Genomic DNA, 23,111 nt, shown 5'->3' with positions numbered 1-23,111 from the left:
GCCCGGACTTCACAAGTCCTCTATACGTTTTCACTCGTACAGCGCACTCGTATAGAGGACTTTCATGATAGAGCTCGTCGATGTCAGCAAGACTTACGAAGGCGGCGTTCAAGCATTGGCCCGAACCGATCTGTCGATCGAGCGCGGAAAAGTCACCGTGCTGCTCGGCCCGTCGGGTGCCGGCAAGTCGACCTTGCTGCGATGCATGAACCTGCTCGTCAAACCCACCACCGGCTCCGTGCGGGTTGACGGGACGGCGTCACTCGACTCCCGCCGCGAATTGCGTCGACACCGCCGCCGCACGGGGATGGTATTCCAACACCACCAGCTGATCCCACGCTTCTCGGCCTTGCGCAACGTGCTCCTCGGCCGGGTCGGTTATCACAGCTTCTGGCAGAGCATCCTGCCCTCCAGTCGCGGCGACCAGCGCATCGCGCTCGAAGCGCTCGAACGCGTCGGACTGCTGGACAAGGCCCTGACCCGGGTAGACAACCTGAGCGGTGGCATGCAGCAGCGAGTAGGCATCGCTCGAGCGCTCGCGCAGCAACCGGACCTGATCCTTGCCGATGAGCCGGTCGCCAGCCTCGATCCCAACTCTGCGCGTCGCGTGATGGAGCTGCTGCGCCGAGTCTGTCAGGAGAGCGGCATCACCCTGGTTGCCAGCCTCCACCAGGTCGACCTCGCGCTCGAGCACGCCGACCGCATCGTCGGCCTGGCACACGGGGAAATCGTCTACGACGGCCCTGCAGCCGGGGTCACCGATGAGGATTTGCTGGTGATTTACGGCGGCGTGCCCGCCGACGAGCAGGCCGATGCCCTTCCACTGTCGGCACAGACCGTTTCGCTGCCGACTTCTGCTGACTAGCAAACGCTCAGGACTCAATAACCTCGACCGCCACCCCCGAGATCGACCACCTTCCGAACTGCTGAAACAGGAGTGAATTCCCATGCCTAGACCCACCCGCTTGGCGACTGCCGCGATCGCTGTAACGACTGCCTTCACCTTCGTCCTCTCCGGTTGTGGTGCCAGTTCAGAGGCAACCACCGCCCCGGAAACCCTCCGCGTTGCGCTGCTTCCCGACGAGAACGCGTCGGAGGTGATCAAGAACAATGAGCCCCTCAAGGAGCACCTCGAAAAGGAACTCGGGCTTGACGTCGAGCTCGTGGTGACGACCGATTACTCCTCGATGATCGAGGCGATGGCCCGCGGCCGCATCGACCTCGGCTACTTCGGCCCTCTGTCCTACGTCCTCGCCCAGGAGAAGGCCGACATCGAGCCCTTCGCCGCCCTGCAGGAAGTCGAGGGTGAGGACCCGACATACCAGGCAGTGTTCATCGCCAACGCGGATTCCGGCATCGAGGACCTCGCGGATGTCGCCGGCAAGACCGTTGCGTGGGGAGACCAGGCCAGCACGTCCAGTCACCTCATTCCCAAGGCCATGCTCGCCGAAGAGGCGGACCTCCGAGTAGACCAGGGTGACTACGAGGAACAGCACGTCGGCTCCCATGATGCTGTGGCCTTGGCAGTGCAGAACGCCAATGCGGACGCGGGGGGCATGAGCTTGCCCATCTATGAGCGCATGGTCGAGGAGGGGCTCATCGACTCCGAGACTGTCGTGAAAGTCCAGGAATCGGATCCCTATGCCAACTACCCCTGGACGATGCAGTCCAATCTGCCCGAGGACCTGAAGGAGAAGCTGCGGGCGGCGTTCCTGGAACTCGACGATCCCGAGGTGCTCGAACCATTCGGAGCCGCCGGCTTCGCAGAGATTGCCGATTCGGACTACGATCAGGTTCGCGACCTCGCTCCGCTGCTCGACATCGATCTCGAGGATTACCAGTGAGCAGCCCCGCGGTCAGCGTGCCGCGCGAGGATCGCAGAGAGCAGGAATACCAGCGAATCACCGACCAGGCACAATCCGGCTGGAGGCGCTCGTTCTCCATCACGGGCTTGATCCTCGTCGCGGTGATCCTGAGTGCCTGGGCCGTGGGTCTGCTCGACGCCAACCGCATGGTCACAGGCCTCGCCGACATTGCCGACCTGCTCAGCGAGATGTGGGTGCCGGACTTCACCCATCTGAACAGCTGGTGGGGGCCCCTGCTCGACTCGATGACAATGAGCATCGCGGCCACAGCACTGGCTGTGCTGCTCTCCGTCCCTCTCGCATTGCTCGGAGCACGCAACACCTCACCGCACCCGGCGATCTACTGGGTCGCGCGGCTCATCCTGAACGTGCTGCGATCAGTGCCCGAACTGATCATGGCGATCGTATTCGTCGCCGCCGTCGGCTTCGGCGCGCTGCCCGGGGCTTTGGCATTGGGGATCCATTCTGCCGGCATGGTGGGAAAGTTCTTCGCCGAAGCGATTGAGCACGCTGCCGAAGCCCCTGTCGAGGCCGCCAGGGCGACAGGAGCCGGCCCGGCCCAAGTGATTCTCCACGGCATCCTGCCCCAGGTGCTGCCGCAGATGGCCGACGTCACCGTCTACAGGTGGGAGTTCAATTTCCGAGCGTCGGTCGTCGTCGGGGTCGTCGGCGCCGGCGGCATCGGCTTCGAACTCATCGCCGCCCTGCGAACCCTCCAGTACGACGAGGTCGCCGCAATCCTGCTCGTCATCCTGGCCACCGTGACCGTAGTCGACGCTCTCGGCGGAGCGTTGCGAAAGAGGTTCCAATGAAACAACACAGTCGACGTCCGAAGGTCGTACTGACGCACCGCGTGCATGCGCCGATCCTCGAATTGCTCAGCGAAAGCTGCGAAGTTGTCGCCAACCAGAGCGACAGCAGTCTCCCGGCCTCCGAGGTGCGGCGCCGCGCAGCAGAGGCCGAAGGATTGATGGTGTTCATGCCCGACCGGGTCGATGCAGAGCTCCTCGACTCATGCCCCAACCTGAAGGTGGTCGCGGGAGCCCTCAAAGGGAACGACAACATCGACGTCGAGGCTTGCACAGAGCGAGGCATCTGGCTGACCAGGGTCGAGGACCTCCTGACCGAGCCCACCGCAGAACTGGCGGTCGGACTGCTCATCGGGCTCGCGCGGAACATCACCGCCGGGGACCGCCGGGTGCGCTCGAATTTCGCCGGGTGGCGGCCGACGCTCTACGGGAGGACCCTCGTAGGATCGACGATCGGCATCGTAGGGGCAGGCAACCTCGGCCGGGCTGTTGCACGGATGTTGCGGGGATTCGCACCCGAGTTGCTCTACTTCGACCCTGAACCGCTATCGGCGGCCGATGAAGCACTACTCGACATCCGGCGTGCGGACCTGTCCGACCTGCTGGAGCGCAGCGACGCCGTTGTGGTCTGCGCCCCACTGTCGGCGGAGACAGTCCACTTGCTCGACCGGAATCGGCTCGAGTCAATACGACCGGGGGCGCTACTCGTCAACGTCGGCCGCGGCTCCGTCGTCGACGAATCCGCGGTGATCGAGCTCCTACGCGCCGGACAGCTCGGTGGCTTCGCGGCTGACGTTTTCGAGTTCGAGGACCTGTCCCGACCGGACCGGCCCGCTGCCATCTCCGCCGAGCTGTTGGCGATGCAGGACCGCACGCTGTTCACGCCACACCTGGGATCTGCCGTGGCCGCGACTCGTCTCAAAATTGAGGAGCACGCCGCCACTGCCATACTGCAGGCCCTTGCAGGGCATGAACCACACGGAGCCGTCAACCGCCCGTGTGGCGTGGGATCTGCTGGAACGCCTACTGCCCTATGATCGGTCCTATCGATCACAGCAAGACGAAGAAGCCTGCCTCTCGCACCCCGTTGTACCTGGCCGCCGCGGACTCCCTCGCTGAGCAGATCGCTGACCAGCCCGTGGGGACTCGCCTGCCGTCAGAAGACGAGCTTGCCGGTCAGCTCGGGGTCAGCCGACTCACCGCGCGGGCAGCACTGGCTGAGCTGGAGAGGCGCTACCTTGTTCGTCGGCGACAGGGAAGCGGAACATACGTCTCCCGACGAGTCGATTACACGATCAGTCGACATCATCCGCCGTCGTGGAGTCAGAGTGTTCGTAGCGCCGGGCTCACCCCCGAGGTGCGCACCACGGGCTGGCGCCTCGAATACCCGCCACCCGAGGTCCGCCGCCGGATGAACATCGGCGCGAGGCAGCAGGTGCTGGTGATCTCACGTGACCGGTACATCGACGATGAACTGGTCGGATTCGCCGAAACCTTCCTCGATACGCACCTGGTCCCTGACTTGCCCCAAGTTCTCGAGCCGTCCGCATCGCTGCACGACGTGCTGGCTGATCACTACAGACTCCAGCCCGTACGAGGATGGTTCGGGGTCGCTATCGATCCAGCGACACCGGAAGTCGCCGAGCATCTCGGCCTCAGCGGTCGCCCGCCGGTCATCTCCATCCGCTCACGAACCGATGCCGTTGCCCAGAATAGCCGTCCAGTGGAACTCACCGTCTCGTGGCTCAGGGCCGATGTCTTTCGCATCGAGATCGACTTCGACACGTAAGGCGCCTCACGCGGTTTAGATCTAGAAGCCACTGAAGACCGCTGTAGGTGGTATTGCTATGGCTGGGCGGCGTTTCGGGCGGCCAGTTGTTCGTAGTAGTCCTTGGAGGCGGTCACGTCGGGCCCGTAGGGCTGGGTGCTGTAGTGCTCCAGCTCCACCAGCGCCGGCGGCAGACCGGATGTCGACAGCACGGCACGGCCGCGGGGCAGGGCGGCGAGGTCGCCCACGTCCAGGAGGCGTTCGCGCTGGATGGCGGTGGACACGGACCGGCCGCCCTTCTGGGTGGAAGAGGTGCGGCGGATGACGTCGTGGTCCCCGATGAGCTGGGACAAAAACGGCAGGAACGCGGAGTCCGACAAGCCCGACCCGGCGACCCGGATGTTCGCCGCACTCCAGAGCTTCTTCATGCCCTTCTCGCCGAAAGCCTCCAGGCCCTGGTCCCAGCCCTGGAAGAAGGAGGACAGCACGATCCCGCGGGAGCCGTAGTGCGAGTACACGTCCGGCAGCTGACGCCAGCGCACGACGTTGGCGACCTCATCGAGGACCCCGGTCATCGGCGGGGAGAGCCGCCCGCCGGGGTTCAGAGCGGCGATCTGTTCGGCCTCGGTCAGCACCGCCACCGCCAGGGCCCCGGCGATGGCCCGGGTGGACCCGGCACCTTCCTTGGAGATCAGGTACAGGGTGTCGGTGGAGGCCGCGAAGCGTTTCGGGTCGAACTCGGCGCGGCCGAGCACTCCGGTGTCCCGCACCCACGGCACCACCCGGTCATAGGACAGCACGTTGACCCAGGGGCGCATGGTCCCATACACGCCGTCGCGCTGCTTCGGGGTCAGCTGCTGGATCTTGGCCAGCGAGGCGGCCACCGCCGTCTGCCCATGCTCAAGCAACAGGTCCCGCGGGGTCTTGTCGTCGGGGGCCTGGGCCCAGACGAACACGTCGGTGATGGGCCTGCCCCCCACCGATGCCGCGTAGAAGAGCATGGCCAGCAGCCGGCGGCCGTCGGACTCGAAGTAGGCGTCCTGGGTGGCCCCGGCACTGGTGGCCGAGGACACGAAGATGTCCGCCAGGGCCTCGGCCCGCTCCATCCCCGTGATGAAGGACAGCGGGTTCCACCACCAGGTGGGTTCTTCCCCGATGATGCCCTGCACGTCGTGGACCCACACCACCCCGGTCCGGGACCGGGGCCCGCGGGTCAGGTCCACGAGGTCGCGCTTGTTCGAGGTGGCCACGACGGGCCCCTTGGTCTCCAGGACCTGGGGGACGCACACACTGGTGGTCTTGCCCGCCCGGGGTCCCATGAGCCAGATCTGCACCCATTCCCAGGAGGCGTAAAGCCGCTTGCCGTTGTTGACCAGCTTGGCCAGCGGCACCCCCGGCCCGGCGGCGAGGGCCCGGAGCCGCTCGGCATCCCGGGCGGCGTGGGGCTCGGTGAGGGCGTCGAACTCGCGGGCCTTGGCCATCTTCGGCGCTAGATGGTCGATGCGGGTCCGGGTCTTCTGGGTGCGGCGCACCACCACGACGAAGGCGGCCGCGACCACCAGCAGCACCACCAGGCCGAGACCGAACACGGCCAGCTGCACGCCACCGACCGGTACGTTTCCGGTGGCCTGGCCGAGCAGCAGCTCCACCGGGCCGCCGGCGGTGTGGGTGCGGGTCGCGGGGTCGAGCCAGGCCCCGACCGTCCAGAGCAGCGCCCCGCCGAGGACGGTGTTGAGGACTCCGGCGGCTAGCACCCAGCCGGTCTCGGCCGAGGCCGGCTGGGTGCGCCGGCCGGGGCGGGGGTCTCCGAGCATCACTGCACCATGTCCCAGTCGCGGTTGGTGTTGGTGTTGTCGATCTCCAGGTCGGTGAGCTGAACGTGCAGGGGCACCCCGGCCTCCTTGCCGGTCTTGAGCAGGAAGTTCCCCGCCCCGGGGCGCAAGCCGGCTTTGCCGGTCCAGGCGTCCACCGGGGCCTCGGCGATCCAGTCCGAGAGTTGGGAGACCTCGGCGCGGGAGAGGCCGAACACCTCCCGCAGATTGCCCATCTCGCCCTCGGCCAGCCCGCCGAGGAACACCATGGCGGAGCGTTCCACGAACCCCCAGGCGGTGGCCGTCAGGTGCGGTTCGGCCAGTTTGAGGTCGTTCATGGTGTGGGTGACCATCACCTGGGCCATCATCCGGCCCCTGTTGAGGCGGGTGATGGCGTCGATGAAGTGCACCATGTCGGCCGAGGCCCGCAGGATGCGCCAGAGCTCGTCCATGACCAGCAGGTAGGTCTTCCGTTGCCGTCCCTCGTCGGCGGCCAGGTACGCCTCCGCCGAGACGGTCGCGGAGCCGAGATTCCAGCACAGGGACTGCACCGCGGCCATGAGCACGTGGTCGTTCTCGTTGACCCCGGAGATGTCGAACACGGCCGGACGGCCGACCTCGATGTGCTCGGAGGTCGGCTCGGAGAACATCGTCCCGTACATCCCCGACGGGCCCAGGGAGATCAGCGCGTCGAGGACCTCCCGGACGCGGGCGTCGTAGTCGGCGTCGTTGTCGTGGGTCAGGGTGACCGCCCGCAGGGATGCCGGCCGGGCGGTGATGTGGGCGATGACGTCGCCCAGAAGCGGCGGGGAGGTCAGGTCCGGGTCCAGGTCTGTCAGGGCGGTGGCGATCACGGAGCGCTCGTGCGGGGCGAGCTCACGGCCGAGCATCATCCCCACCACCCCGGCGATCAGCGACCACACACCCGGGAGTGGGGCCAAATCAAAGCATCACAGTGGGGCCAAATGAGGTTGTCATACTCACAGCGCCGTGACCGCCTCGGTCGTCACCACCCGGTTGCCCCGGTTCAGCGCCCGTGCGGCGAGCGCGCCGAGGGGCCCGGAGGGGCCGCCCAGCTGGCGGCTCACGACCCGCCACCACGCCCTGCCCACGGGGGAACCCATGGCAGCAAGGCTAGGACCGGGCCTCCCGGCGTGTACAGGTCAGGCGGGCAGGCCCCAGTCGACCGGCTCGGCGCCCTGCCGGGCGAGCAGCTCGTTGGTCCGGCTGAAGGGCCGCGAGCCGAAGAAGCCGTTGCGCGCGGACAGCGGCGAGGGGTGCGCGCTCTCGATGCGCGGCACGTCGCCGAGCGCCGGCGCCAGGCTGCGCGCGTTGCGGCCCCAGAGGATCGCGACGAGCGGGCCGCCCCGGCGCGCGAGCACCTCGATGGCCCGGTCGGTGACCCGCTCCCAGCCCTTGCCCTGGTGGCTGTTGGCCGCGCCCGGGCGCACCGTGAGGCACCGGTTGAGCAGCATGACGCCCTGCTCGGCCCATGGCGTGAGGTCGCCGTTGCCGGGCACCGGCACCCCGAGGTCGTCGACGAGCTCGCGGTGGATGTTGACCAGGGACCGGGGGAGCGGCCGCACGTCAGGGGCCACGGCGAAGGACAGCCCGATCGCGTGCCCCGGTGTGGGGTAGGGGTCCTGGCCCACGACGAGGACCTTGACCTCGTCGACCGGGATGGTGAAGGCACGCAGCACGTGCTCGCCGGCGGGCAGGTACCCGTGGCCCGCAGCGACCTCCTCGCGCAGGAAGGCGCCCATGGCGGTGATGGAGTCGGCGACCGGCGCGAGCGCATCGGCCCACGACGGGTGGACGAGGTCGGTGAGTGGTCGCGCGGTCACGGGACCAACCTAGGACGGACGCGACGGAACCCCCCGGCACAGGGGGGTCCCGTCGCGTCAGGGGTGCGGAGCGAAGGTCAGCAGGTCGCACCTGACGGCGGCACGGGCGCGCCGGCCAGGTCGTGCAGCTCGATCTTCACGGCGTGCTCGACGAGCGGCGCGAGGAACTCGGGGTGGAGGTTGGTCGGCTCGATGCGCTCACGCGCCGTCGCGACCATCGCCTCGATGCGCTCGCAGGCCACCTGCGGGTACCGCACGCACAGGTCAGCGGCCATGTTGGCCATGACGTGGTCCATGTGAGGGCTGAACATCTGCGTCTCCTTGACGTCGAAAGGTGAACACAAGGTTAACATCACATGGACGGCGCGGGGAAGCGTTTGCCTGCGCGACGCCTCGGGGCCGGGGTCGTCAACTGTTCGCCGTCACGTCGCCGACTGTGCATCTCGGACGCACCCACGGCTCGGTGCAATGGGGGACCGGGCCGTCACCCAAGGAGGACCCCATGCCGACCACCCACGAGCGCGATCGCGAGTTCGAGCGGATCGTCGACGAGCTGCACGACCGCTACGCCGGTACCTTCACGCGGGACGAGGTCGCACAGATCGTCGGCGACTCCCGCGCCCGCCTGGAGCGCACGGCGACGGTCGACACCTACCTGCCCGTCCTCGCGCAGCGCTTCGCCAGGGACCGCCTGCGCTCGATCGCGCGGTCCCGCGGCAGCGCGGAGCGGGGCACGACCCACCTGCTCTTCGTCTGCAACGGCAACGCGGGCCGCTCGCAGATGGCCGCGGCCTTCACGGAGGCGATCGGCGAAGGGAGGTACGTCGCCTCGTCCGCCGGTCTCGACCCGCTGGACGCCGTGCTGCCCGATGTGCGGGCGGCGATGCGGGAGAAGGGGATCGAGCTGCCCGAGGCCTACCCCAAGCCGATCACCGACGACGTGTTCTCCGCGGCCGACGTCGTCGTCGGTCTCGGCGTCGCCGAGAACGACCTGCCGGTGGCCCGGCACAAGGTCCTGTGGGACATCCCGCCGGTCATCGACCGCAGCCCGGCGCAGGTCCGGGCCGCACGGGACGACATCGAGGCGCGCGTGCGCGGCCTCGTGGCAGACCTCGACCTCGACGTGGGCGGCGACGCGCGCCCCTAGAGTGCCCCCGTGCACGGATTCCCTGACGACAACACCTCGCTGGCCGAGCTGGCCCAGATCGTCCTCGACTACTCCAAGGAGCGGCTCGAGCTCGACCCGGTCCCGCTCGACGGTCCGCGCACGCTCGCGCAGCTCGAGGCGACGGCCGGGCAGACGGTGACCGCCGCGGGGCTCGGTGGCCACGCCGCGATGGACCTCTTCGCCGAGGTCCTGGCGCCGGCCTGCCTGTCCGTCGACCACCCGCGTTACCTCTCCTTCATCCCGTGCGCCCCCACCGAGGCCGCCGCGATGTTCGACCTCGTCGTCGGCGCCAGCTCGATCTACGCCGGTTCCTGGCTCGAGGGCTCGGGCGCCGTGTACGCCGAGAACCAGGCGCTCCGCTGGATCTCCGACCTCATCGGCCTGCCGGCCGAGGCGGGCGGCGTCTTCGTCCCCGGCGGCACCATCGGCAACCTCTCCGCGCTCGTCGCGGCGCGCACCGAGGCCCGTCGCACGGCGGCCGAGGGGCAGCGGCCCTTCCGCGTCGCGACCACTCGCGGGGCGCACTCCTCGATCCAGTCCGCCTGCGACGTCATGGACGCCGAGCTGACGACCGTCGAGCCCGACGAGCGCGGCCGGCTCACGGGTGAGCGGCTCCGCGAGGTCCTCCTGGAGGGCGGCCCCGAGACCTACTTCGCCGTCGTCGCGACGGCGGGGACGACGAACTTCGGGATCATCGACGACCTCGCCTCGGTCGCCGAGGTGTGCCGCGAGCTCGGCATCTGGTTCCACGTCGACGGGGCGTACGGCGGGGCGGGCCTGGCCGCGCCCTCGGTCCGGCACCTCTACGCGGGGATCGAGCACTGCGACAGCTTCATCGTCGACCCCCACAAGTGGCTCTTCGCCCCCTTCGACTGCTGCGCGCTGATCTACCGCAACCCGGCCGCGGCCCGCAACGCCCACACGCAACGAGCCGGCTACCTCGACGTGCTCACCGCGGCCACCGACTGGAACCCCACCGACTACTCCGTGGGTCTGACCCGACGGGCGCGCGGGCTGCCCTTCTGGTTCTCCCTCGCTACCCACGGCACGGAGGCGTACACGACCGCGGTCGAGGGCACCCTCGACGTCGCGTCCTTCGCCGAGGCCGAGATCCACCGGCGCGAAGAGCTGGAGCTCGTCGGTGAGCGCTTCCTCTCCGTCGTCGTCTTCCGTCGCATCGGCTGGACGGCCGCGGACTACGCGGCATGGTCCGACCGCATCCTCGAGGAGGAGTTCGCCTTCGTCGTGCCGACCAACCACGAGGGCGAGACCCTGGCGCGCTTCGCGATCGTCAACCCCCAGACGACCACGGCGGACATCGCCGCGATCCTCGACTCGATGGTCTGACGGGCCCCCGCGCGAGGCGACCGCGGACCGGTCGGGGATGTGACGGGTGGGGCGAAGGGGGCGCACGTGACAGCGGGAGGGGCGGGTGTCCAGCCGACACGCCGGGGGAATGACATTCATGTGATTCGGTCGGTACAGTGCGTCGCGTGAACCTCGCCGACCAGACCGCCGCGCCGACCCCCTCGGTCCCGCTCACGGACCGCGACCGCGAGATCCTCGCCTTCGAGCGCCAGTGGTGGAAGTACGCCGGCTCCAAGGAGCAGGCGATCAAGGAGCTGTTCGACATGAGCTCCACGCGCTACTACCAGGTGCTCAACGGCCTCATCAACAACCCGGCCGCCCTCTCCGAGGACCCGATGCTCATCAAGCGGCTGCGCCGCCTGCGCGACCAGCGCCAGCGCACCCGCAGCGCCCGCCGCCTCGGCTTCGAGGTCTGAGCCGCACGGCCGCCGCGGCTGGCAGAGTGGGTGGCATGAGCGCACTCGACTGGAGCACCCCCGAGGGACTCGCCGCGATCAAGGAGCACCTGGCCGGTCGCATCGACGGCTGGCGCGAGCCGGTCGCGTGGGCGGTCGGCATCTCGCCGGCGAGCAGCGACCCGGACTTCGAGTTCCCGCACGTGAATCTCCCCGGAGGCCGGCACGGGCTCTCGGCGGTCGTGCTCGCCTCGGTCCTGCACCACGACGGCTCGACGGCGACCCTGCCCGTCTCGACCCTCCAGCTGCAGGCCGCGGTCGAGGGCCTCGAGCCCGCCGAGGCCTCCCCGGGTGAGCACCCCAACCTCGGTGCCTGGCGCGGGTTGCTCGCCGCCGCGCGGGATAACCCGGCGCGCGAGTTGGTCGCGGTCTTCGTCGCCGATCTCGACGACCCGATCTCCTCCGACGAGGACGGCCGGATGCGGGCGGGCTTCGAGCACCACCACCCCCGTACCTGACGAAGGGGGTGCGCCCCCCTTCGTCCTCGTCCCGCCGCGCGGGGTGACGTTTGCACTCTCCCGGTGAGAGTGCCAATAATGGCGTTAGCACTCTCTCGGTGAGAGTGACAATCCTTGACCGGTCAGGTGAGGGGTGCGAACGCACGGTGACGTGAGCCGCGTGGTCGCACCTCGTCCGTCGCGGGCGCCCCCGGTCATGACCCTTCGATTCGCGTGGAGGACCACCCGAATGGCAAAGCTCATTGCTTTTGACGAGGAGGCCCGTCGCGGCCTCGAGCGGGGCATGAACACCCTCGCTGACGCCGTCAAGGTCACCCTCGGCCCCAAGGGCCGCAATGTCGTCCTGGAGAAGAAGTGGGGCGCTCCCACGATCACCAACGACGGCGTGTCCATCGCCAAGGAGATCGAGCTCGACGACCCCTACGAGAAGATCGGCGCCGAGCTGGTCAAGGAGGTCGCGAAGAAGACCGACGACGTCGCCGGTGACGGCACGACGACGGCCACCGTCCTCGCCCAGGCGCTCGTGCGCGAGGGCCTGCGCAATGTCGCGGCCGGCGCCAACCCGATGGCGCTCAAGCGCGGCATCGAGAAGGCCACCGCCGCCGTCAGCGAGGAGCTCCTCGCGATGGCCAAGGAGATCGAGACCAAGGAGCAGATCGCTGCCACGGCCTCCATCTCCGCTGCTGACCCGGAGATCGGCGCCAAGATCGCCGAGGCCATGGACAAGGTCGGCAAGGAAGGCGTCATCACCGTCGAGGAGAGCAACACCTTCGGTCTCGAGCTCGAGCTCACCGAGGGCATGCGCTTCGACAAGGGCTACATCTCCGGCTACTTCGTCACCGACACCGAGCGCATGGAGACCGTGCTCGAGGACCCCTACGTCCTCATCGCCAACTCCAAGATCGGCTCGATCAAGGACCTGCTGCCGCTCCTCGAGAAGGTCATGCAGGCCGGCAAGCCGCTGCTGATCATCGCCGAGGACGTCGAGGGCGAGGCGCTGTCGACGCTCGTCGTCAACAAGCTCAAGGGCACCTTCAAGTCCGTCGCCGTCAAGGCCCCGGGCTTCGGTGACCGCCGCAAGGCCATGCTCGCCGACATCGCCATCCTCACCGGTGGCCAGGTCATCTCCGAGGAGGTCGGCCTCTCCCTCGAGACCGCCGAGCTCGACCTGCTGGGTCGGGCCCGCAAGGTCGTCGTCACCAAGGACGAGACGACGATCGTCGAGGGTGCCGGCGACCAGGACCAGATCGGTGGCCGCGTGTCGCAGATCAAGGCCGAGATCGAGAACAGCGACTCGGACTACGACCGCGAGAAGCTCCAGGAGCGCCTCGCCAAGCTCGCCGGCGGCGTCGCCGTCATCCGTGCGGGTGCGGCCACCGAGGTCGAGCTCAAGGAGCGCAAGCACCGCATCGAGGACGCCGTGCGCAACGCCAAGGCCGCCGTCGAGGAGGGCATCGTCGCCGGTGGCGGCGTCGCGCTCCTGCAGGCGACCAAGGTGGCCTTCGAGAAGCTCTCGCTCGAGGGTGACGAGGCGACCGGCGCCAACATCGTGCGCGTCGCGGCCTCCGCCCCGCTCAAGCAGATCGCGACCAACGCCGGCCTCAACGGCGGCGTCGTGACCGAGAAGGTCGAGAACCTCCCCGCGGGCGAGGGCCTCAACGCGGCCACCGGCGAGTACGTCGACATGATCGCCCAGGGCATCATCGACCCCGCCAAGGTGACCCGCAGCGCGCTGCAGAACGCCGCCTCCATCGCGGCGCTCTTCCTCACCACCGAGGCCGTCGTGGCCGACAAGCCGGAGAAGGCCGCCGCGGCCATGCCCGGTGGCGACGACATGGGTGGCATGGGCGGCATGGGCTTCTGAGCCCACCGCTGCGCAGGACGAAGGGCGGTCCCTCCTCACGGGGGGACCGCCCTTCGTCGTCGGCCCGGGCGGGCGGACGGGTGGGTAACCTCGGCCCATGACGTCACCGCAGGAGCTGGCGGACTCGCTGGGCCGCACCGGGTACCTCGCCGACGAGGACCTCGCGACCGTCGTCTTCCTCGCCCGGGAGATGCAGCGGCCGCTGCTGCTCGAGGGCGAGCCCGGCACCGGCAAGACCGCGCTGGCACAGGCGCTGGCGCAGATCGAGGGCGTGCCGCTCATCCGCCTGCAGTGCTACGAGGGCATCGACGCCTCGCAGGCGCTCTACGACTGGGACTTCCCGCGGCAGATCCTCCACCTGCGCACGCTCGAGGCGCTCACGGCGAGCGGGCAGCCGGACGCCGCGGCGGCCGAGCGGACGCTCTTCGACGAGCGGTTCCTCCTCGAGCGGCCCGTGCTGCAGGCCCTGCGGGGTGCTCCCGCCGTCCTGCTCGTCGACGAGGTCGACCGCGCCGACGACGAGTTCGAGGCCTTCCTGCTCGAGGTGCTCTCGTCGTGGACGGTGAGCATCCCCGAGCTCGGCACGATCCGGGCGCAGACCCCGCCGACGGTCGTGCTCACCTCCAACCGCACCCGCGAGCTGCACGACGCCCTCAAACGCCGGTGCCTCTACCACTGGATCGACCACCCCGGGCTCGACCGCGAGGTCGCGATCGTCCGCAGCCGGGTCCCGGAGGTCAGCGAGACGCTCGCCCGGCAGGTCGCCCTCGCGGTGCAGCAGCTGCGCGCCGAGGGGCTGCTCAAGCCACCGGGCGTCGCCGAGACCCTCGACTGGGTGGTCGCCCTGCAGCACCTCGGAGCGGTCGAGCTCGACCTCGAGGTCGCCGCCCGTACCCTCGGCGCGGTCGTGAAGTACCGCGAGGACACCGACCGGGTCCGTCAGGCCCTCGACCGGGTGCTCGGCGGGTGACCCTACCCGCCGCGACCGGGCCAGCGGTCGACGAGGTGCTGCTGGGCTTCGCGCACGCCCTCCGCGTGGCGGGGGTGGACGTCACGCACGACCGGGCCTCCGCCTTCCTCGAGGCGGCCGCGCTCGTCGGTGCGGGCGACCTCGCGGGCGTGCGTCGAGCCGCGCGGGCCACGCTCTGCGCCGGGCCGGAGGACCTGCGCCGCCTCGACCAGGTCTTCGCCGGGTGGTTCTCCGGGGCGGAGGGCACGCCCGCGGCTCCGCGACCGGGGCGCGAGGTCACGGCGTCGTCCCCGGTGCCGCTCGACGACGACCCGGTCGAAGGGGGTGACCCCGGTGAGGTGGTGCGGGCGGCCGCCTCCCGGCATGAGGTCCTGCGCCACCGCGACGTGGCCGGGCTGGGCGCCGAGGACAAGGTCCTGCTCGACCGGCTCATCGGCGAGCTGCGGCCGCGCCTGCCCGAGCGGCGCGCCACCCGTCGCGCACCGTGGCGCCGTGGGGAGATCGACGCGCACCGCACGATGCGCACGATGCTGCGTCGGATGGGGGAGCCGAGCCGGATCGACCACCGGCGGCGCGCGCGCCGCCCGCGCCGCATCGTCGTCCTCGTGGACGTCTCCGGCTCGATGCGCGCCTACGCCGACGCCCTCCTGCGGGTGGCGCACGCGCTCGTGCAGGCGCCACGGGCCGGCCCCGCGGCCCGTTCCGTCGAGGTCTTCGCGCTCGGCACCCGCCTCACCCGGGTCACCGACGCGCTGCGCGTCCGGGACCCGGAGCGCGCCCTCGTCCGCGCGGGCGAGCAGGTGCCCGACTGGTCCGGCGGCACCCGGCTCGGCGAGGTGCTGCGGGTCTTCCTCGACCGGCCGGGCACCCGCAACCTGGCCCGCGGTGCCGTCGTGGTCATCGTGAGCGACGGCTGGGAGCGGGGCGACTGCCGGGAGCTCGGCGAGCAGGTCGCGCGGATGCAGCTGCTGGCCCACCGGGTGGTGTGGGCCAACCCGCACCGGGGCAAGGACGGGTATCTTCCGGTGCAGGCCGGTATCGTCGCCGCCCTGCCGCACGTGGACGCCTTCGTCGCCGGGCACTCGCTGCGGTCCTTCGAGGAGCTGTTGGAGGTCGTTGCCCGTGCGTGAGGTCCTGCCGGAGCTGCTGGCGTGGTGGGAGCAGGGGCACCCCGTCGGGGTCGGGACCGTCGTCGCGACCTGGCGCTCGGCGCCGCGACCGGCCGGTGCCTCGATGCTCGTCGGCCCCGACGGCACCGCGGTCGGTTCGGTGTCGGGCGGGTGCGTCGAGGGCGCGGTCTACGAGCGCGCCGAGGAGGTCCTCGAGACCCGGACCCCGGTCCTCGAGCGCTACGGCGTCTCCGACGACGACGCGATGTCGGTCGGGCTGACCTGCGGCGGCATCCTCGATGTGTGGGTCGAGCGGTTCGACCGCGAGAGCTTCCCCCAGCTCGGCGAGGTCGCGGACGACGTGGCGGCCGGGCGGCCGGTCGCCGTGGCCACGGTCATCGAGCACCCGGACCCGCAGTGGCTCGGACGCCGGGTGGTCATCCGTCCCGACGAGGAGCCGCAGGGCTCCCTCGGGTCCCCGCGCGTCGACGCGGCGGTCCTGGACGACGCGCTCGGCCAGCTCGCCCTCGGGCACAACGCCACGATCGGCTACGGCCCGGACGGGGAGCGTCGTGGAGAGGGGATGCGGGTCTTCGTGTGGGCCTTCGCCCCGCGGCCGCGCATGCTCGTGTTCGGCGCGATCGACTTCGCCGCCGCGGTCGCCCGGGTCGGCTCCTTCCTCGGCTACCGGGTCACGGTGTGCGATGCCCGCCCGGTCTTCGCCACCCGTTCGCGGTTCGCCGACGCCGACGAGGTCGTCGTCGACTGGCCGCACCGCTACCTCGCCGCCGAGCAGGCCGCAGGCCGGATCGACGGGCGGACGGTCATCGCCGTGCTCACCCACGACCCGAAGTTCGACGTCCCCCTGCTCGAGGTGGCCCTGCGGCTGCCGGAGGTCGGCTACATCGGCGCGATGGGTTCGCGTCGCACGCACGAGGACCGGGAGGAGCGGTTGCTCGAGGCGGGGGTGGCCCCGGCCGAGCTCGCCCGGCTCCGCAGCCCGATCGGCCTCGACCTGGGCGCGCGGACGCCCGAGGAGACGGCGATCAGCATCGCCGCGGAGTTCATCGCGGACCGGTGGGGCGGCTCCGGTCGGTCGCTGGCGGAGCGCTCCGGACGCATCCACCACTCCCTCGAGGACTGACCGGCCGAAGGGGGGTGACCCCAGCGGGGACGTCTGGCAGCATGAGCCGCATCACACCGTCGTGATCGCCCCCAGGAGGGTCCCATGGTCAGGATCGAGCTCGTCGTGGACGGCCAGAGAGTGGCCGATGACATCGAACCCCGGATGCTGTTGGTCCACTACCTGCGGGAGGTGGTGGGCAGGACCGGCACGGTGATCGGGTGCGACACCTCCAACTGCGGTGCCTGCACGGTCCACCTCGACGGCAGGAGCGTGAAGTCCTGCAACGTCCTGGCCGTCCAGGCGGACGGGGCGGAGGTCACGACGATCGAGGGCCTGGCCGAGGGCGACGAGCTGCACCCGGCGCAGGCCGCCTTCCACGAGTGCCACGCGCTGCAGTGCGGCTACTGCACCCCCGGCATGATCATGCAGGCCGTCGACCTGCTCCGGGACAACCCGGACCCCACCGAGGAGGAGGTGCGCGTCGGCCTCGAGGGCAACCTCTGCCGGTGCACCGGGTACCACAACATCGTCCGCGCGGTCCTGACCGCGGCCGGGTCGAGCGAGACCCCCGGAGGTGCGCGATGACCGCCGAGGCGACCGAGGCGCCGGCCCGCGAGATCGGCCGCGACCGCCGCCGCAAGGAGGACCGGCGCCTCATCACCGGGCGCACCCGCTGGACCGACAACATCGTCCTGCCCGGCATGCTGCACGTGGCGATGGTCCGGTCCCCCTTCGCCCACGCCCGCATCGTCGCCGTCGACCTGAGCGAGGCGCGTCAGGCGAGCAATGTCGTCGCCGTCTACTCCGGCGCCGACCTCGACGAGAGCGCCGGCGTGCTCATCAACGCGTGGCCGCTCACCCCCGACCAGGTCACCCCCACGCACCCGCCGATGCCGGCCGACCGGGTGACCTTCGCCGGCGAGGTCGTCGCGGTCGTCGTGGCCCGCACCGCGGCGGAGGCCCGGGACGCGGCGGAGCTCGTCGACATCGACTACGAGGAGCTGCCCGCGGCGCTGGACCTCAAGGAGGCCGCGCAGGACACGGTGCTCGCGCACCCCGACCTCGGCACCAACAAGTCGGCCCTCTGGGTCTTCGACTCGAAGGAGGCCGGGACCGGCGGCGACGTCGAGGAGGCGATCGCCACCGCCCGCGAGGGCGGCATCCTCATCGAGCGTGAGTACCGCCAGCAGCGGCTGATCCCCGCCTTCATGGAGCCGCGCTCGGTCGTCGTCGACCCGACGGGCGAGCAGCTGACGATGTGGTCGGCGACCCAGGTCCCGCACATCCTGCGCTTCGCGCTCGCGGCGACCACCGGCGTCCCGGAGTCGAAGATCCGGGTCATCGCCCCGGACGTCGGCGGCGGCTTCGGCGGCAAGCTGCAGGTGACGCCCGAGGAGTGGCTCGTCTGGTGGGTGGCCCGCCAGCTCGGCCGACCGGTGAAGTACACCGAGACCCGCTCCGAGTCGCTGATGGCCGCCCACCACGGCCGCGACCAGTGGCAGCGCCTGACCCTCGCGGCGGACAAGGAGGGGCACGTCACCGGCCTCAAGGTCGACCTCCTCGCCGACCTCGGCTCCTACGTCGCGCTCATCGGCGGGGGCATCCCCGTCCTCGGCGCGTTCATGTTCAACGCCATCTACAAGTTCCCGGCGTACCACTTCTCGATGCAGTCGGTGCTCACCAACAAGGCCTGGACGGACGCCTACCGTGGCGCCGGTCGGCCCGAGGCGACCTTCGCCATCGAGCGACTCATGGACGAGCTCGCGGCCGAGCTCGGCGAGGACCCGCTCGTCGTCCGCGAACGCAACTGGATCCGGCACGAGGAGTTCCCCTTCACCTCGGTCGCCGGGCTCGAGTACGACTCCGGCAACTACGAGGCCGCCACGGCCAAGGCCAAGGAGATGTTCGGCTACGACGCGTTGCGCGAGGAGCAGCGCCAGCGCCGCGAGCGCAAGGACCCGGTCCAGCTCGGCATCGGCATCTCGACCTTCACCGAGATGTGCGGCCTGGCGCCCAGCCGGGTGCTCGGTAGCCTCGACTACGGGGCCGGCGGCTGGGAGCACGCGAGCATCCGGATGCTCGCGACGGGCAAGGTCGAGGTCGTCGTCGGCGTGAGCCCGCACGGCCAGGGCCACGAGACGGCCTTCAGCCAGATCGTCGCCGACCGGCTCGGCGTCCCCTACGAGGACGTGGAGGTGCTGCACGGCGACACCCAGATCTCCCACAAGGGCATGGACACCTACGGCTCCCGGTCCCTCGTCGTCGGCGGCGAGGCCGTCGTCCGGGCGGCGGACAAGGTGATCGACAAGGCGCGCCGCTACGCCGCGCACATGCTCGAGGCCAACCCCGACGACCTCGAGCTCAAGGACGGCCGGCTCGGCGTGGCCGGCACCGACCAGTCGGTGGCGCTGACCGAGATCGCGACCGCGGCCTTCGCCTCGCACGACTACCCGGACGACATCGAGCCGGGCATCGACGCCGAGGCGACCTTCGACCCGGTGAACTTCAACTACCCGCACGGCACGCACCTGTGCGCCATGGAGGTCGACACCGAGACCGGTCAGGTGCGGCTGCGCAAGTACACCTGCGTCGACGACGTCGGTCAGGTGATCAACCCGCTCATCGTCGACGGCCAGATCCACGGTGGCCTCGTCCAGGGCATCGCCCAGGCGCTGTGGGAGGAGGCGGTCCACGACGACTCGGGCACGCTCGTGAGCGCGAGCTTCGTCGACTACCTCGTCCCGACGGCGGCCGACACGATCAGCTTCGACACCGCGACGACGACCACCTTGGCCACGTCCAACACGCTGGGGACGAAGGGGGTCGGCGAGGCCGGCACCATCGCCTCCACCCCGTGCATCGTCAACGGCGTCGTCGACGCCCTCCGCCCCTTCGGCATCGACGACGTCCAGATGCCGTGCACCCCGGAGCGGGTCTGGCAGGCGCTGCGGTCCGGCAGGGACGAGGAGACGACGGGGGCGGCGGCGCCCCACTTCGACCCGGACGGCGGCAACTTCGACGACATGAGCGGCACCGCGGAAGGAGCAGGGCGATGATCCCGGCGAAGTTCGACTACGCCGCCCCCGCGACGGTCGAGGAGGCCCTCGGCCTGCTCGCGGAGCACGGTGACGAGGCCAAGGTGATCGCCGGGGGGCAGTCCCTGCTGCCGGTGCTGCGGATGCGCCTCAACGCTCCCGAGCTGGTCGTCGACCTCGGTCGGATCGAGTCGCTGCGGGGCATCCGCGTCGACGGTGACACCGTGACGATCGGGGCGATGACGCCCTACCACGAGATCCTCGCCGACGAGACGGTCCGCGAGCGGTGCACGCTGCTCCACCAGGCGATCACCGAGGTGGCCGACCCGCAGATCCGCCACCGCGGCACGCTCGGTGGGGCGCTGGTCCACGCCGACCCCGCCGGTGACTGCGGCGCCCCGGTGCTGGCGATGGATGCCGAGCTGGTCGTCACCGGCCCGGGCGGTGAGCGCGTCGTCCCGGCGGCCGAGTTCTTCGAGGGGCTCTTCACGACCGCCGTCGGCGAGGACGAGCTGCTCACCGCGATCCGCGTCCCCGCCTACGACGGCTGGGGCTCGCACTACGAGAAGTTCGTGCGCATCGCCCACCAGTGGCCGATCGTCGCCGTCGCCGCGCAGGTGCGCACAGAGGGCGGGTCGATCGCCGAGGCCCGGATCGGCCTGACCAACATGGGCGCGACCCCCCTTCGCGCGTCGGCGGTGGAGGCGGGCCTCGTGGGTGCGGCCACCACCCAGGAGGCCGTCCGGGCCGCGTGCGACCGGGCCGCCGAGGGCACCGACCCGCCGTCCGACCTCAACGGGGACGCCGACTACCGCCGGCACCTCGCGACCGTGCTGACCCGACGGGCCGTCCTCGCGGCCGTCGGCGGATGAGAGGACTGTCGTGCAGCTGACCCACTCCTTCACCGTGCCCGCCGGGATCGAGCAGACCTGGGCCGCCCTCGAGGACATCGAGTCCGTGGCCGGGTGCTTCCCCGGCGCCCAGGTGACCCACGCCGACGCCAGTTCCTTCGAGGGCACCGTCAAGGTCAAGCTCGGACCGATCGCCCTCGTGTACAAGGGGTCCGGCGAGTTCGTCGACAAGGACGCCGGGGCCCACCGCATGGCGATCCGGGCCAGTGGCAAGGACAAGCGCGGCAACGGCACCGCCGGCGCCGACGTCGTCGCGACGATGACCGAGGAGGGGCCCGGGCAGACCCACGTGGAGGTCGTCACCGACCTCAACGTCACCGGCAAGCCGGCGCAGTTCGGGCGCGGGGTCATGCAGGACGTCTCGGACAAGCTGCTCGGGCAGTTCGTCGACTGCCTCGCCGACCGGCTCGGGTCCGCCGGGACGGCCGCCGAGGCGCCCGGCGAGGCGCACCTCGAGACGCCCGCCGAGCCGGTGCCCGGTGACGCCGCCCCGTCCGCCGCTGCAGCGCCAACGCAGGCCGTGCCGGCGAGCGGCCCCCGGGTCACGGACGACGCCGTGGACCTCGGCGCGGTCGCGCTGCCGGTCCTGCTGCGCACGTACGGGCCCACGCTCGCCGCCGCCCTGGGCGGGCTGGTCCTGGGCCTGCTCCTCGGGCGGGGCCGACGCCGCCGGTCGTCCTGAGCCGACACCGGCCCCTGCCCTCGCGGCACGCCGATGACCCCGCGCCCAGCCGCTTCCCACCCGCGCGGGGGAGGATGAGCGGATGACCGCACCCTCCCCGCTCGTCCTCGGCCCCCTCCTGCGCTTCGTGGGCGAGCACGACGCCTCGATCTGGGTGGAGACCGCTGCCCCCGCCCGGGTCACCGTGCACACTGACGGGCGGTCCTGGGGCGCCGCGACCTTCGTCGTCGAGGAGCACCACTACGCGCTCGTCCTGCTCGACGGCCTCGAGCCCGGCCGCGAGTACACCTACTCCGTGCGCATCGACGACGGCGAGGTCTGGCCCCTGGCGGACTCGCCCTTCCCGGCCCCGACGATCGCCACCCTCGACCACGACCGCCCGGCCCGGCTGGCCTTCGGTTCCTGCCGCACGAGCGTCCCGCACGACGCGGAGCACCACGCCAGCCACGGGGTCGACGCGCTGCGCACCTTCGCGCTGTCCCTGGCGAAGGGGGAGTCCCCCCGCCCCGACGCCCTCGCCCTCCTCGGCGACCAGGTCTACGCCGACGAGACGAGCGAGGAGATGCGCGAGTTCATCGCCTCCCGGCGCAGCCTCGAGGAGCCCCCCGGCGAGGAGATCAAGGACTACGCCGAGTACGCGCACCTCTACCACCTCGCGTGGACCGACCCGGCGATCCGCTGGGTGCTCTCGGTCCTGCCGAGCGCGATGATCTTCGACGACCACGACATCCGTGACGACTGGAACACCTCGTGGACCTGGCAGCAGGAGATCAACGCGACCCCGTGGTGGCACGAGCGTCTCGTCGCGGGCCTCACCAGCTACTGGGTCCACCAGCACATCGGCAACCTCGCGCCCGAGGAGCTCGCCGAGGACAGGATCTGGACGCTGCTCGACGGCGCCGGGCCCGGCGAGGTCGACCTGACCGCCCCCCTTCGTGCCCTCGCCGAGCGCGTCGACGAGGAGCCGGAGTCGTATCGCTGGAGCTACACCCGCCAGCTCGGCGGGTCGCGCCTGATCATGCTCGACTCCCGCGCCGCGCGGGTGCTGGAGCCGGGGCGCCGCTCGATGCTCGACGACGACGAGCTCGCGTGGCTCGACGAGCAGCTCACCGGCGACCTCGACCACCTCTTCATCGGGACCTCCCTGCCCTTCATGCTGCCGCCGGGTCTGCACGACGCCGAGGCGATCAGTGAGTCGCTCGCCGGACCCGACCGGTCGCAGCCGGTGCACCGGGCCACCGAGGCGCTGCGCCAGGTCATCGACCTCGAGCACTGGGGTGCCTTCCAGTCCGGCTTCGTCGAGGTCTTCGACCTCGTCATGTCCGTCGCCCGCGGCGAGCGCGGCACGGCCCCGACGACGATCACCTTCCTCTCCGGTGACGTGCACAACTCCTACGTCGCCGAGGTCATCGACCCGGCCGCGCACGGCGCCAGCAGCCGCATCGTCCAGGCGGTCTGCAGCCCCATCCGCAACCCGATGCCCCGTGCCCTGCGCGTCCTCATGTCGCAGATGGCCAGGGGCCTCGTGCGGCCGATGCGGTGGCTCGCCGCCCGGACGAAGGGGGTCCCCGACCCGGCCTACCCGTGGCGCGTGACCGAGGGGCCCTGGTTCGACAACAACCTCGCAGTCGCCGAGGTCGGGCCCGACGGGGTCACCCTGCGGTGGGTCACCGGCGACGTCGTCGACGGCGACGACGCCCACCCGAGGCTGCGCGAGGTCGCCTGCGTCCGCGTCTGAGGCGGGCCGCACCCTCCCTTCGAGGCTCGCTGGCGCTCGCGCCTCAGGGCGGCGCCGTCGTCGTGGTCGCCGCAGGGCCCTGACGGGGGGATACCCCCATGACTCGGGCCCCGCAGGAGCCTAGGTTTGA

Annotated in this window: 23 protein-coding genes; 18 read left to right on the top strand and 5 right to left on the bottom strand. The window is 70.6% G+C overall.

What is annotated here, in order from left to right:
* The first annotated feature begins 64 nt into the window (after positions 1–64).
* The 5 genes from phnC (at position 65) to JT1_RS12105 (ending at position 4,463) form a co-directional block, all read left to right on the top strand.
* Positions 65–865, top strand: a complete 801-nt coding sequence (gene phnC, locus JT1_RS12125; RefSeq protein ID WP_019481142.1) for a phosphonate ABC transporter ATP-binding protein — start codon at positions 65–67, stop codon at positions 863–865.
* Between the two features lie 100 nt (positions 866–965).
* Complete coding sequence (phnD, locus tag JT1_RS12120; RefSeq protein ID WP_245634795.1) at positions 966–1,844, top strand: phosphate/phosphite/phosphonate ABC transporter substrate-binding protein; 879 nt, start codon at positions 966–968, stop codon at positions 1,842–1,844.
* The gene (gene phnE, locus JT1_RS12115) at positions 1,841–2,677 is read left to right on the top strand and encodes a phosphonate ABC transporter, permease protein PhnE (RefSeq protein ID WP_019481144.1); all 837 of its coding nucleotides are present in this window, start codon (positions 1,841–1,843) and stop codon (positions 2,675–2,677) included. The genes phnD and phnE overlap by 4 nt, the downstream gene beginning before the upstream one ends.
* Entirely contained in the window at positions 2,674–3,711 is a 1,038-nt protein-coding gene (locus JT1_RS12110) for a phosphonate dehydrogenase (RefSeq protein WP_019481145.1), read from the top strand. Before phnE ends, JT1_RS12110 begins: the two co-directional genes overlap by 4 nt.
* Positions 3,708–4,463, top strand: coding sequence for a GntR family transcriptional regulator (locus JT1_RS12105; RefSeq protein ID WP_245533279.1), 756 nt, complete (start codon positions 3,708–3,710; stop codon positions 4,461–4,463). Before JT1_RS12110 ends, JT1_RS12105 begins: the two co-directional genes overlap by 4 nt.
* Positions 4,464–4,519: 56 nt before the next feature.
* Here the strand turns inward: JT1_RS12105 and JT1_RS12100 are convergent, their stop codons facing one another.
* The 5 genes from JT1_RS12100 to JT1_RS12085 form a co-directional block, all read right to left on the bottom strand.
* Positions 4,520–6,256 (bottom strand): type IV secretory system conjugative DNA transfer family protein, encoded by a 1,737-nt coding sequence (locus JT1_RS12100; RefSeq protein WP_068326763.1) that lies wholly within the window; start codon positions 6,254–6,256, stop codon positions 4,520–4,522.
* On the bottom strand, positions 6,256–7,146 hold the full coding sequence (locus JT1_RS12095) for a putative type IV secretion/conjugal transfer ATPase (protein WP_169701980.1): 891 nt from the start codon (positions 7,144–7,146) through the stop codon (positions 6,256–6,258). Before JT1_RS12095 ends, JT1_RS12100 begins: the two co-directional genes overlap by 1 nt.
* 87 nt (positions 7,147–7,233) lie before the next feature.
* Positions 7,234–7,377 (bottom strand): hypothetical protein, encoded by a 144-nt coding sequence (locus tag JT1_RS18430; protein ID WP_169701979.1) that lies wholly within the window; start codon positions 7,375–7,377, stop codon positions 7,234–7,236.
* A 39-nt stretch (positions 7,378–7,416) separates the two neighbouring features.
* A complete protein-coding gene (locus JT1_RS12090) occupies positions 7,417–8,097 on the bottom strand; it encodes a uracil-DNA glycosylase (RefSeq protein ID WP_068326757.1) in 681 nt (226 codons plus the stop codon).
* A 77-nt stretch (positions 8,098–8,174) separates the two neighbouring features.
* The gene (locus JT1_RS12085; RefSeq protein ID WP_169701978.1) at positions 8,175–8,408 is read right to left on the bottom strand and encodes a three-helix bundle dimerization domain-containing protein; all 234 of its coding nucleotides are present in this window, start codon (positions 8,406–8,408) and stop codon (positions 8,175–8,177) included.
* A gap of 191 nt (positions 8,409–8,599) precedes the next feature.
* Between JT1_RS12085 and JT1_RS12080 the strand changes: the two genes are divergently transcribed.
* The 13 genes from JT1_RS12080 to JT1_RS12020 all read left to right on the top strand — a co-directional run bounded on the left by JT1_RS12080 (position 8,600) and on the right by JT1_RS12020 (position 22,981).
* Positions 8,600–9,244, top strand: coding sequence for an arsenate-mycothiol transferase ArsC (locus tag JT1_RS12080; protein WP_068326752.1), 645 nt, complete (start codon positions 8,600–8,602; stop codon positions 9,242–9,244).
* 9 nt (positions 9,245–9,253) lie between these two features.
* Positions 9,254–10,612, top strand: a complete 1,359-nt coding sequence (locus tag JT1_RS12075) for a pyridoxal phosphate-dependent decarboxylase family protein (RefSeq protein ID WP_068326749.1) — start codon at positions 9,254–9,256, stop codon at positions 10,610–10,612.
* A gap of 146 nt (positions 10,613–10,758) precedes the next feature.
* Positions 10,759–11,049 (top strand): DUF3263 domain-containing protein, encoded by a 291-nt coding sequence (locus JT1_RS12070; RefSeq protein WP_068326746.1) that lies wholly within the window; start codon positions 10,759–10,761, stop codon positions 11,047–11,049.
* A gap of 35 nt (positions 11,050–11,084) precedes the next feature.
* On the top strand, positions 11,085–11,546 hold the full coding sequence (locus JT1_RS12065) for a hypothetical protein (RefSeq protein ID WP_068329153.1): 462 nt from the start codon (positions 11,085–11,087) through the stop codon (positions 11,544–11,546).
* Between the two features lie 229 nt (positions 11,547–11,775).
* A complete protein-coding gene (gene groL / locus JT1_RS12060; RefSeq protein WP_068326743.1) occupies positions 11,776–13,410 on the top strand; it encodes a chaperonin GroEL in 1,635 nt (544 codons plus the stop codon).
* 97 nt (positions 13,411–13,507) lie between these two features.
* Positions 13,508–14,380, top strand: coding sequence for an AAA family ATPase (locus JT1_RS12055; RefSeq protein ID WP_068326740.1), 873 nt, complete (start codon positions 13,508–13,510; stop codon positions 14,378–14,380).
* Positions 14,377–15,510 (top strand): vWA domain-containing protein, encoded by a 1,134-nt coding sequence (locus JT1_RS12050; RefSeq protein ID WP_068326739.1) that lies wholly within the window; start codon positions 14,377–14,379, stop codon positions 15,508–15,510. Before JT1_RS12055 ends, JT1_RS12050 begins: the two co-directional genes overlap by 4 nt.
* Positions 15,503–16,633 carry an XdhC family protein gene (locus JT1_RS12045; protein WP_068326736.1) on the top strand — a complete coding sequence of 377 codons (1,131 nt, stop codon included), beginning with the start codon at positions 15,503–15,505 and terminating at the stop codon, positions 16,631–16,633. Before JT1_RS12050 ends, JT1_RS12045 begins: the two co-directional genes overlap by 8 nt.
* Before the next feature lie 84 nt (positions 16,634–16,717).
* Positions 16,718–17,200: a (2Fe-2S)-binding protein gene (locus JT1_RS12040; RefSeq protein WP_068326733.1), complete on the top strand. Its 483-nt coding sequence runs from the start codon at positions 16,718–16,720 to the stop codon at positions 17,198–17,200.
* On the top strand, positions 17,197–19,671 hold the full coding sequence (locus tag JT1_RS12035; protein ID WP_068326730.1) for a xanthine dehydrogenase family protein molybdopterin-binding subunit: 2,475 nt from the start codon (positions 17,197–17,199) through the stop codon (positions 19,669–19,671). Before JT1_RS12040 ends, JT1_RS12035 begins: the two co-directional genes overlap by 4 nt.
* Positions 19,668–20,522 (top strand): FAD binding domain-containing protein, encoded by an 855-nt coding sequence (locus JT1_RS12030; RefSeq protein WP_068326727.1) that lies wholly within the window; start codon positions 19,668–19,670, stop codon positions 20,520–20,522. Before JT1_RS12035 ends, JT1_RS12030 begins: the two co-directional genes overlap by 4 nt.
* Before the next feature lie 10 nt (positions 20,523–20,532).
* The gene (locus JT1_RS12025) at positions 20,533–21,243 is read left to right on the top strand and encodes an SRPBCC family protein (RefSeq protein WP_068326723.1); all 711 of its coding nucleotides are present in this window, start codon (positions 20,533–20,535) and stop codon (positions 21,241–21,243) included.
* 82 nt (positions 21,244–21,325) lie between these two features.
* Positions 21,326–22,981: an alkaline phosphatase D family protein gene (locus JT1_RS12020; RefSeq protein WP_068326720.1), complete on the top strand. Its 1,656-nt coding sequence runs from the start codon at positions 21,326–21,328 to the stop codon at positions 22,979–22,981.
* The last annotated feature ends 130 nt before the right edge of the window (positions 22,982–23,111 follow it).

This window comes from Janibacter terrae NBRC 107853, assembly GCF_001591405.1.
Classification (GTDB): domain Bacteria; phylum Actinomycetota; class Actinomycetes; order Actinomycetales; family Dermatophilaceae; genus Janibacter; species Janibacter terrae.
The sequence above is the reverse complement of the archived record's forward strand: the minus strand, read 5'-3'. Positions and strand labels throughout refer to the sequence as shown.

Bases quoted from the DNA above. Each gene is read 5' to 3' on its own strand.
- JT1_RS12105 (WP_245533279.1), top strand. From the start codon at position 3,708: ATGATCGGTCCTATCGATCACAGCAAGACGAAGAAGCCTGCCTCTCGC.
- JT1_RS12040 (WP_068326733.1), top strand. From the start codon at position 16,718: ATGGTCAGGATCGAGCTCGTCGTGGACGGCCAGAGAGTGGCCGATGAC.
- JT1_RS12095 (WP_169701980.1), bottom strand. From the start codon at position 7,146: ATGATGCTCGGCCGTGAGCTCGCCCCGCACGAGCGCTCCGTGATCGCC.
- JT1_RS12030 (WP_068326727.1), top strand. From the start codon at position 19,668: ATGATCCCGGCGAAGTTCGACTACGCCGCCCCCGCGACGGTCGAGGAG.
- JT1_RS12065 (WP_068329153.1), top strand. From the start codon at position 11,085: ATGAGCGCACTCGACTGGAGCACCCCCGAGGGACTCGCCGCGATCAAG.
- JT1_RS12085 (WP_169701978.1), bottom strand. From the start codon at position 8,408: ATGTTCAGCCCTCACATGGACCACGTCATGGCCAACATGGCCGCTGAC.
- JT1_RS12020 (WP_068326720.1), top strand. From the start codon at position 21,326: ATGACCGCACCCTCCCCGCTCGTCCTCGGCCCCCTCCTGCGCTTCGTG.
- groL (WP_068326743.1), top strand. From the start codon at position 11,776: ATGGCAAAGCTCATTGCTTTTGACGAGGAGGCCCGTCGCGGCCTCGAG.
- phnC (WP_019481142.1), top strand. From the start codon at position 65: ATGATAGAGCTCGTCGATGTCAGCAAGACTTACGAAGGCGGCGTTCAA.
- JT1_RS12035 (WP_068326730.1), top strand. From the start codon at position 17,197: ATGACCGCCGAGGCGACCGAGGCGCCGGCCCGCGAGATCGGCCGCGAC.
- JT1_RS18430 (WP_169701979.1), bottom strand. From the start codon at position 7,377: ATGGGTTCCCCCGTGGGCAGGGCGTGGTGGCGGGTCGTGAGCCGCCAG.
- JT1_RS12055 (WP_068326740.1), top strand. From the start codon at position 13,508: ATGACGTCACCGCAGGAGCTGGCGGACTCGCTGGGCCGCACCGGGTAC.
- JT1_RS12100 (WP_068326763.1), bottom strand. From the start codon at position 6,256: ATGCTCGGAGACCCCCGCCCCGGCCGGCGCACCCAGCCGGCCTCGGCC.
- JT1_RS12110 (WP_019481145.1), top strand. From the start codon at position 2,674: ATGAAACAACACAGTCGACGTCCGAAGGTCGTACTGACGCACCGCGTG.
- JT1_RS12080 (WP_068326752.1), top strand. From the start codon at position 8,600: ATGCCGACCACCCACGAGCGCGATCGCGAGTTCGAGCGGATCGTCGAC.